This is a genomic window from Streptomyces sp. NPDC055140 (assembly GCF_053607285.1).
Genome location: NZ_JBSGTG010000076.1, coordinates 1 through 9253, shown reverse-complemented (window position 1 = coordinate 9253; position 9253 = coordinate 1). Strand labels below are relative to the sequence as shown.

General features: G+C 68.0%; 6 protein-coding genes and 5 pseudogenes. 1 reads left to right on the top strand and 10 read right to left on the bottom strand.

Annotation, left to right across the window (positions count from 1 at the left end; genetic code table 11):
- Positions 1-83 precede the first annotated feature (83 nt).
- The 10 genes and pseudogenes from ACWFR4_RS46670 to ppgK form a co-directional block, all read right to left on the bottom strand.
- Positions 84-450, bottom strand: a pseudogene (locus tag ACWFR4_RS46670) (transposase); the annotation flags it as partial.
- A pseudogene (locus tag ACWFR4_RS46665) lies at positions 450-647 on the bottom strand (transposase family protein); the annotation flags it as partial. The pseudogenes ACWFR4_RS46670 and ACWFR4_RS46665, both read right to left, overlap by 1 nt.
- Before the next feature lie 8 nt (positions 648-655).
- A pseudogene (locus ACWFR4_RS46660) lies at positions 656-1069 on the bottom strand (hypothetical protein); the annotation flags it as partial.
- A gap of 46 nt (positions 1070-1115) precedes the next feature.
- A complete protein-coding gene (gene zwf / locus ACWFR4_RS46655) occupies positions 1116-2525 on the bottom strand; it encodes a glucose-6-phosphate dehydrogenase (RefSeq protein WP_453657798.1) in 1410 nt (469 codons plus the stop codon).
- Between the two features lie 10 nt (positions 2526-2535).
- Entirely contained in the window at positions 2536-3267 is a 732-nt protein-coding gene (gene pgl, locus ACWFR4_RS46650; protein ID WP_453657796.1) for a 6-phosphogluconolactonase, read from the bottom strand.
- A gap of 5 nt (positions 3268-3272) precedes the next feature.
- Positions 3273-4304, bottom strand: a complete 1032-nt coding sequence (gene gnd, locus ACWFR4_RS46645) for a phosphogluconate dehydrogenase (NAD(+)-dependent, decarboxylating) (protein WP_453657794.1) — start codon at positions 4302-4304, stop codon at positions 3273-3275.
- Positions 4305-4314: 10 nt separating this feature from the next.
- Positions 4315-4440: pseudogene (locus tag ACWFR4_RS46640) on the bottom strand (hypothetical protein); the annotation flags it as partial.
- Positions 4386-4864, bottom strand: a pseudogene (locus ACWFR4_RS46635) (transaldolase family protein). The pseudogenes ACWFR4_RS46640 and ACWFR4_RS46635, both read right to left, overlap by 55 nt.
- A gap of 62 nt (positions 4865-4926) precedes the next feature.
- Positions 4927-6993, bottom strand: coding sequence for a transketolase (gene tkt / locus ACWFR4_RS46630; RefSeq protein ID WP_453657792.1), 2067 nt, complete (start codon positions 6991-6993; stop codon positions 4927-4929).
- Positions 6994-7043: 50 nt separating this feature from the next.
- Complete coding sequence (gene ppgK / locus ACWFR4_RS46625) at positions 7044-7817, bottom strand: polyphosphate--glucose phosphotransferase (protein ID WP_453657790.1); 774 nt, start codon at positions 7815-7817, stop codon at positions 7044-7046.
- 362 nt (positions 7818-8179) lie between these two features.
- On the opposite strand from ppgK, the gene ACWFR4_RS46620 reads away from it, so the two are divergent.
- Positions 8180-8983: a Cof-type HAD-IIB family hydrolase gene (locus ACWFR4_RS46620; RefSeq protein WP_453657788.1), complete on the top strand. Its 804-nt coding sequence runs from the start codon at positions 8180-8182 to the stop codon at positions 8981-8983.
- The last annotated feature ends 270 nt before the right edge of the window (positions 8984-9253 follow it).

Genomic DNA, 9253 nt, shown 5'->3' with positions numbered 1-9253 from the left:
ACAATGACGGGGCCGGTGAACCCGTCTGATCACAGGGTTCCAGACCCGGTGGTGCTTCAGGTTTCACCGGCCCCGTGAGTCACCATTAGATGGTGTTTGCTGCCAGTCTTCCGCCGGTCGACCGGCGACGGACCGGTCGCGTCTCCCCTTTTTTTTGGCGCGGATGTGGGAGCCGTCCACGCACGCGCGGGTCCAGTCGAGTTCGCCGGCCGCGTTCAGCTCCGCGAGCAGGCTGCGGTGCAACCGGTCGGAGACGCCTGCCCGCTGCCAGCGGTCCAGGCGCCGCCAGCAGGTCTGCCCTGAGCCGAACCCCAGCTCCGGGGGCAGGAGCTGCCAGGCGATGTCCTGGTGCAGGACATACAGAATGCCCTGCAGACACAGCCGGTCCGCCACCGGCTTCGGCCCCGGAGACCGCTCGGGCCAAGGCGGCAGCAACGGCTCGATCAGCAGGGCACTCGGACCGGTCCGCCGGCTCCTTGATACGCCTTGTCCGCCCAGCATTTGAGGTCAGCGTCGGTGAGGGCTTCGATGATCCCGTGGCGTCGGGCGGCGGTGAGGTCGTGGGTCGAGCCGGGCAGAGCTGGCGAGGCCCAGAGCAGCCGTCCGAAGGGATCGGTGAGGACCTGGACGTTCATGCCGTGGCGTTGTGTTTGGCACCGTCGGCCGAGTCAAGATGCATTCCGCCCTTGCCGCCGTGCCCGCCGCCGGCGCTACCGTTGGCCGGCGGCATATGGAACGCGCCGTCGGCCAGGTCCAGGACCATGTCCTCGACCAACGCCTCCAGCTTCGCATTGACCGGCTCGGTGAGCTTCGCGATCACCTCGTCGACGATCCGGTCGACCGCTTCGTCGGTGATCCGCTTGACCACCTGCCGCATCGCCTGGATCTCGGCCGCACCGAGAATCGCCGACAGACCGCCAGTCACCCAGGCAAGGCCGATGGACAGGCCCACCGAACCTGCCATGATGGCGAGTTCAGCCTCCGCCTTGTGCTTCATCCACTCGATGATCTCTGCGAGGACGTCACAGGCGTCCGCGAACAGCCAAGCCAGCTCCGGGAGCTTCTCCAGGGGCGCAACCTGCGGTTCACCGGGTCCGGGGCGAGGCGCGACTGTGTCAGTTGGGAGACCTCGCCGGAAGCCATGGTTCGTGCCATCGCGGATATCCGGCGACGAGCTTGCTCGCGCCCGCCGGTCCCCAGGTCCCCTGCCGGTAGCGCTCGGGGTCGCCGGGCGCCTCCAGCAGTGGCTGGACGATTCGCCACGTCTCCTCCACCGAGTCCTCCCGGGTGAACAGGCTCGCGTTGCCTTGCATTGCATCACTGAGCAGACGCTCGTACGGCTCGGGTGCCTCACCGAGCTCGGCCGCGAAGAGGAGGTCGAGATCCACCAGCTGCGTGTTCTGCTTGCCCGGCTGCTTGGCCTGGATGCGGAAGTTCACTCCAGGGCTCGGATCGATCCGCAGGATCCACTGGTCGGGCTCGGGCGCGAACCGCTCCGCGAACGCAAGCCGCGGCGGGCGCTTGAACACGATTCGGATCTCGGTCACTCGCTCGGGGAGCGACTTGCCGGCGCGGATGAAGAAGGGCACCCCGGACCAGCGCCAGTTCTCGACCTCCAGCCGCAACCCGACGAAGGTCTCGGTGCGCGAGCGCGGCCGCACGCCGGGAACCTGCAGGTACCCCTCATACTGCCCGCGGACGTAGTGGGCCGGGTCGGCGTCGGGGATCGCCCGGAACACATCAACCCGGCGGTCCCGGAGCGCGTCCGCATCGGCGGCTGATGGCGGCTCGGACGCCATCAGGGCGAGCAGCTGCAGCAGGTGGTTCTGCACGACGTCTCGGAGCGCGCCGACCGGGTCGTAGAAGTGGCCGCGGTCCTCGACCCCGAAGTCCTCGGCCATGGTGATCTGCACGCAGGAGATGTGGTCGCGGTTCCACACCGGCTCGAACACGGAGTTGGCGAACCGCAGGAACTGGATGTCCATCGCCGGCTCTTTGCCGAGGAAGTGGTCGATCCTCAGCAGCTGATCCTCGTCGAGGAGCTGACGCAGCTCGGCGTTGAGGGCGCGCGCCGACGCGAGGTCATGCCCGAATGGCTTCTCCACGACAACCCGGGCGCCCTTGGTCAGCCCTGCGCCTGCCAGGCTACCGACCACCCGGGCAAACAGCGACGGCGGGATCTCCAGGTAGAAGACGGGGCGCCGCCTGCCGTTGACCGCCCGGGCGAGGCGATGGAACGTCTCCTCGTCGGTGTAATCGCCCTGCACATAGCTGAGTCGGGCGGCGAACCGGGCAAAGACGTCGTCGTCGAGCGGCTCGCCCGCTGCCTTGATCGCCGCGCGGGCGTGGTCACGCAGCGCGTCGTCGGACCAGCCGTCGCGCGCCACTCCGACGATCGGGCAGGTCAGCAGCTTGCGCCGCTCAAGCCGGTAGAGCGAGCGAAACGTCATCTTTCGCGCGAGGTCGCCAGTGATCCCGAAAATGACCAGCACGTCTGCGGGAAGGTTCGACGAGTTCAGAGCCATCTGATCCCCCTTACGGGGTCGGCACGGCAATAGGGTCGGGCGTCATAGTCATGCTGGCGACTGGGCGCCGGCGCGCGGAGGGCCCTGGTCGGCCGCCGCCGCGTCCGCGAGGACGAGCGACGCCGCCGCCTCGACCCGGCCGGCGGGAATCGACCGGTCTCCCGCAACGAGCCTTGAGAGCGGTTCGCGCTTGTCCGCTCCGGATGAGCCAGAGCACTTGCTGGGCGCGGGCGAGCGCAGGATAGGTGAGTGTCATGCGCTGGTGGCCCATGTAGGGCGCCGTCAGGGCCACCAGCCGGTCCGAGACTTCGAGCACCGGGTCCCGAGGCACCAGCGAGGCGGTGTGCCCGTCCGGGCCGAGGCCCAGGTGAACGAGGTCGAAACGCCCGGGCAGCGACCGCCCGTACGCGGCGGCCGCCGCGTCAACGTCGGCGTCGTTCACGGGCATCGCGATGACCTCGGCCGGGGCCGTACCGAGGCTCTCCCTCAGGTGGGTGAGGTTGCGGTCCTGGTCGCCGTCGGGCGCGACCCGCTCGTCGACCTGGAACACCGCCACGTGCTCCCAGGGGACGTGCTCATGTGCGAGCTGAGCGAACATCGCCCATGGCGTGTGCCCCCCGCTGACGGCGAACGTGAATCGGCCGTGGGCTTGCACGCAGGCCCGGGCCAGCCGCGCCACGAACGCCGCCGCGGTGCCGGCGACCGCATCGGGGTCGGCGACGACTTGGAGTTCGTGATGCACAGCCCTCAGCCCTTCTTTTCGGCGTGCCCGCCGAACTCCGAGCGCATCGCCGAGAGGATCTTGTCGGTGAACTCCCCGGCCTGCCTGGACTCGAAGCGCTCATAGAGCGAGGTGGTGATGACCGGTGCCGGAACGCCTTCGTCTACCGCGGCGAGGACGGTCCAGCGGCCTTCCCCGGAGTCGGAGACCCGCCCGGCGAAGCCGTCGAGGGAGGGCGAGCCGGCGAAGGCGTCGGCGATCAGGTCGACCAGCCACGAGCCGACGACCGAGCCGCGCCGCCAGACCTCGGCCACCTCTCCGACGTCGATGTCGTACTGGTAGGCCCACGCATCGCGCAGGGGCGTCGTCTCCGCGTCGACCTCTTGCCGGCTTTTGCCGGCGTCCGCGCGCTTGATGATGCTGAGCCCCTCGGCGATCGCGGCCATCATCCCGTACTCGACCCCGTTGTGGACCATCTTCACGAAGTGCCCGGCGCCGTTCGGCCCGCAGTGCAGGTACCCGAGCGGGGCGGTGCCGTCGGTCCGGGTCCGGCTCGGCGTCGGCTCGGCGCAGCCCTCGCCGGGAGCGATCGTCTTGAAGATCGGGTCCAGATGGGCCACGACCTCGTCCTCGCCGCCGATCATCAGGCAGTAGCCGCGCTCCAGGCCCCAGACACCACCACTGGTCCCGCAGTCAACATAGTGCAGCGACTTGTCGGCAAGACGCTTGGCGCGTGTGATGTCGTCGCGGTAGTAGGAATTGCCGCCGTCGATCAGGATGTCGCCGGGCTCCAGCAACGGCTCGAGCTGGTCGAGGATGGAGTCGACGATCGCAGCCGGAAGCATGAGCCATAGGGCCCGTGGCTTGTCCAGTTTCGCAACGAGATCCAGGGGTGAGTCCGCGCCCGTCGCGCCCTCGCCGGCCAGTTCCGCGACGGCGGCCGCGTTGACGTCGGACACGACGCATTGGTGGCCGTCTCGCATCAGCCGACGCACCAGGTTCGCCCCCATCCGGCCGAGCCCGATCATCCCGAGCTGCATGGGCTTGTCTGTCGCCATGTGGTGCCTCCTAGTCCTTGAGCGTGCGGTAGTGCCGGATCAGCGCGTTCGTGGACGAGTCGTGGCCGAGCTCAGGTTCGGTCACGCTCTCGAGCTCCGGGATGATCGCGACAGCAAGCACCTTGCCGAGCTCGACGCCCCACTGGTCACGTTCACCGGAACGCCCGAGGCGATGACCTCCTCGATCGCCGGCAGCCCCTCGGGCGTGCCGGGGATCTTGATGAAGAGGTTGCGCCGGTCGGCCCTGGAAGCGCCTTGGCGGCCGCCACCGTTCGCTGCGTGTCACAGGCGAGCAGCGGCGAGACCTCCAGCGAGACCCAGCCGTCGACGCCGTCGGTGCGTTCGTGGATGGGCAGGAACAGGTCGGCGGCCCGCTGCAGGTCCTCGATGGCCAGCTCGAAGAACAGCTCCTCGCCCTTGCGTCCGCGCGCCGCCTTCGCGCGGATCGCGTCGTCGTAGTCACCGGAGCCGATCGCCTTGTCGAAGATCGAGGGGTTGGAGGTGAGCCCTGTCACCGAGTACTGGTCGATGTAGTGCTGGATCTGGCCCGTATCGAGCATCGAACGGGTGATGTTGTCCAGCCAGATGCTCTGGCCCTGCTCATGAAGCGCCTGGGTTACGTTCACGCCTGCTCCCTACTGGCGGCCACGCACTCGCGGACAACCTGGGTGACCTTCTCGGGAGTGAAGCCGAATTTGGTCAGCAGCATCTTGAGCGGCGCCGATGCGCCGAACGTGTGCATGCCGACGACCGCGCCGCCGTCGCCGACGTAACGGTCCCAGCCGAGGGTCGCCGCCTGCTCGATGGCGACCCGGGCCCTGACTCTGGGCGGGATGACCGAGTCGCGGTATTCCTTGGGCTGGCGGTCGAACAATTCCCAGCAGGGCATGCTGACCACGCGAGCCGCGAGGCCCTCGGCGGCGAGCTCGTCACGGGCCGCGAGTGCGAGTTGCACCTCCGACCCGGTGGCGAGCAGGATGACGTCGGGCTTGCCGTCCGCCGCGTCGACCAGAACATAGGCTCCCCTGGCCACCCCGGTTGCGGCCCCCATCTCGGAGCGGTCGAGGGTCGGCAGTGCCTGACGGGAAAGGACCAGCACCGCCGGCTCGTGCCTGAGCGCGGCGGCGATCCGCCAAGTCTCGACGACCTCGTTGGCGTCGGCAGGGCGGAACACCAGCAGCCCCGGCATCGCGCGCAGCGACGCGAGCTGCTCGACTGGCTGGTGGGTGGGACCGTCCTCGCCGACCCCGATCGAGTCGTGGGTGAAGATGTGCACGACCGGGATCTCCATCAGCGCTGAAAGCCGGATCGCGCCGCGCGCGTAGTCCGAGAAGATCAGGAACCCCGACCAGTACGGGCGCAGCTTGGTCAGTGCCATCCCGTTCGTGATCGCGGTGGCGGCGTGCTCGCGGATCCCGAAGTGGAGGTTGCGCCCCGAGCGGTCATCGGCCTGGAAGTCGCCAGCGCCGGGGAACGCGAGGTTGGTCTTGGTCGACGGTGAAAGGTCCGCCGACCCGCCAAGCACCCACGGCACGGCTTGGGCAAGCGCATTGAGCACCTGGCCGCTGGAGTCACGGCTTGCGATGCCCTTGGAGTCGGCCGGGAAGGTCGGCAGCGCCGACTCCCAGTCCTCCGGCAGGTCACGCCGCTGGATGCGCCCTAGCTCGTCGGCGAGCTCGGGATGGGTGGTTGAGTAAGCCTCGATTCGAGCCTCCCAGCTCGTCCGGGCTTCGCGACCGCGCGCGCCGACGCCTGCGGCGAAGTGCTCGTAGACGCCGTCGGGAACGAAGAAGTCCTTGTCTTCCGGCATCCCGAGGAATCGCTTGGTTGACTTGACGCCCTCCACGCCGAACGGCGCGCCGTGCGCCTTCGGGGTGTCCTCGACCGGTGACCCGTAGCCGATGTGGCTGTGCACCACGATGAGAGTCGGGCGCTCATTCTCGGACTTGAAGGTGTGCAGCGCGCGGGCCACGGAGTCGAGGTCGTTGGCGTCGGCCACGGTGGTGACGTTCCAGCCGTAGCCGATGAACCGGGCCGCCACATCCTCGGTGAACGCGATGTCGGTGTGGCCCTCGATCGTCACCCGGTTGGAGTCGTAGATCCAGCAAAGGTTCGACAGCCTCTGGTGAGCCGCGAGCGAGGCAGCCTCCGAGGAGATCCCCTCCATCATGCAGCCGTCGCCGGCCATCGCGTACACGTCGAAGTCGAAGACGGTGAAGTCGTCGCGGTTGTACCGGGCGGCGAGCCACTGCCCGGCGATCGCCATCCCGACCGAGGTCGCAACGCCCTGGCCGAGCGGGCCGGTCGTGGTCTCCACGCCGCTGGTCCACCGGTACTCCGGGTGCCCGGGGCAGCGCGAGCCGAGCTGGCGGAACGTCCTGAGGTCGTCGAGGGTCACTGCGTGTCGGCCGAGGACCTCATAGTCGGGGTCGACAGCCTGCACGCCGGCGAGGTGGAGCAGCGACCAGAGCAACGCGGAGGCGTGTCCTTCCGACAGCACGAAGCGGTCGCGGTTGGGCCAGATCGGGTCGGTCGGGTCGAAGCGCAAGAAGCGTTGCCAGAGTGTGTACGCGACCGGGGCGATTCCCATCGGTGTCCCCGGATGGCCGGAGTTGGCCGCCTGGATGGCGTCCATGCACAGAGTGCGGATCGTGTTGACGGAAAGTGTTTCCAGGTCGTTGTTGCTCAATGCGAGCCTCCCTGAAGGTGCTGCACCTACGCCATATCGAGCGCGGCAGACTAGGTTTGAGCTTTCCCGGCAGGGGCGAAGAGCGCCGCGCCGACAATGCCCGCATCGTTCAACAGCTGCGCCGGCACGATCTCGGTCCTGAGCTCGATGTACGGCAGGAACTTGGCGGCCTTCTTGCTGACGCCGCCGCCGATGACAATCAGGTCGGGCCACAACAGCCGCTGGACGAGCTCGAGATACCTCTCCAGACGGTGCGCCCATTTCTTCCAGGACAGGTCGTCGTGCTCGCGCACCGACTCCGCGGCCCAGTCCTCGGCATCCCCGTGGTGCAGCGGCAGGTGCCCGAGCTCGCTGTTGGGCACCAGGAACCCGTCGGAGAAGACGGCGCTGCCGATACCGGTGCCGAGCGTCACCATCACGACGACGCCCTTGCGTCCCTTGCCGGCGCCGAAGCGCATCTCGGCGATCCCGGCCGCGTCGGCGTCGTTCACTACCCTCACGTCGCGGCCGGTCGCTCGTGCGAGGAGCTGGGCCGCGTCCGTCTCCATCCAGGCCGGGTCGATATTGGACGTCGTCTGTACTTTGCCGCCCCGGATGACCGCCGGGAGCGTCAGCCCGACCGGTCCTGGGACGCCGATCTGGGAGAGCACCTGCACGACCACGTCCGCGACTGCCCCCGGGGTCGCCGGATGCGGGGTCGGGATCCGGACCCGCTCACCAATGAGGCTGCCGAGCTCGAGGTCGACCGGCGCTCCCTTGATACCGGTCCCGCCGATGTCGACCCCCAGCACGTGGGCCGTCTTGTCCGGACTTGCCTGCGCCACTGCCCGCTCCCCTCAGGGGGCTGGCCCAAAATGTGTTGTGAATTCTGGACGTTAGGCCCCGCATGAGCTTCGCCGTATAATTCTTAACGCTCGCACATGTCCCTTATGTTCGCCACATCACCCTTGTAGGGTTATGCCGAAGCTCAAGGGGTATATTTAAGCATTGCGCCCCCTTAAAAGCATTGACCTTCCCCTTTCTGTTCGAGAGGAACGCGACTGGGACTCGTGCCAGCCGCGACGGCAACTTCCAGCAACTTTCGGAAATAAAGCCGACTGGGAACCCGTCCCACAGGTCCCCCGCATCCATGAGCCGTTGCCTCTCCCCACCCGGACCGGCCACGACCAGAGCTTACGGAGGCGTGATGCCAACCCGCTCGATCCGCCTGCTTCTTGCCGACGTCGACGGCACCCTGGTCACGAGCGACAAGGCCCTCACCGACCGCGCCGTCCGTGCGGTCCACAAGCTCTACGACGCCGGCGTCCTCTTCGCGGTGACGAGCGGGAGACCTCCCCGTGGCATGTCAATGCTCATCGATCCCCTGGCGCTGGCCACTGAACTCGCCGCCTTCAATGGCGGTCTCATCGTCAACCCGGATTTGACCGTGGTCGAGCAGCAGGTCATTCCCGCGGAGGTGGTGGCCCCAGTCGTCGCGCTGATGGAGTCGTTCGGCCTCAGTGTCTGGATCTACCGGGGTGCCGACTGGTACGTCCGCGACGTGAAGGGGCCGCACGTGGATCGCGAGAGCTGGACGGTGCAGTTCGCGCCCACGCTCGTTCCCGGCTTCGACGGGCTCGAGCAGGACACCGCCAAGGTCGTCGGGGTCAGCGATGACCACCAGGTCGTCGAGGCGGCCGCGGTCGCAGCTCGCGCGCAGTTCGGCGAGCATGTCTCGGCCGCGCGCTCGCAGCCCTACTACCTCGATGTGACCCATCCGCAGGCCAACAAGGGGGGTGTCGTCAAGTACTGGTCCGCCAAGCTCCAGATTCCCCCCGAACAGATCGCCACGATCGGCGACATGCCCAACGACGTACTGATGTTCGCCCACTCGGGACTGTCCATCGCGATGGGCAACGCCAGTCACGAGGTCCAGCGCGCGGCGAGGCGGGTTACAACGAGCAACGAGGAGGAGGGCTTCGCGAACGCGGTCGAGCAGTTCATCCTGTGACCCGCGTCACCGCATGCCCGGGCCTGGCGTCCTGAGACCTTGGCCTGGTCAAGGATGGCGGGCCATGAGGACGTCGCCACGGTACTTGGCGGGCAGCAGCAGCTGCTCACTGAGGTTCCCCCGTTGCTCGGGAGTTGCTGATCAGCTGGAACTTGGCCTCCAGTGCGTCCAGGATGTGCCGCATCTGGGCCTGGACCGCCTCCGTGTCGGGCTGTTCGAAGACGGTCCGCAGCAGCGTCGCCACCCAGGGCTGGGCCGATTTCGGAACCT

Coding starts and splice junctions, on each gene's coding strand:
- gnd (WP_453657794.1), bottom strand. CDS start 4,304: ATGGCGACAGACAAGCCCATGCAGCTCGGGATGATCGGGCTCGGCCGG.
- zwf (WP_453657798.1), bottom strand. CDS start 2,525: ATGGCTCTGAACTCGTCGAACCTTCCCGCAGACGTGCTGGTCATTTTC.
- ACWFR4_RS46620 (WP_453657788.1), top strand. CDS start 8,180: ATGCCAACCCGCTCGATCCGCCTGCTTCTTGCCGACGTCGACGGCACC.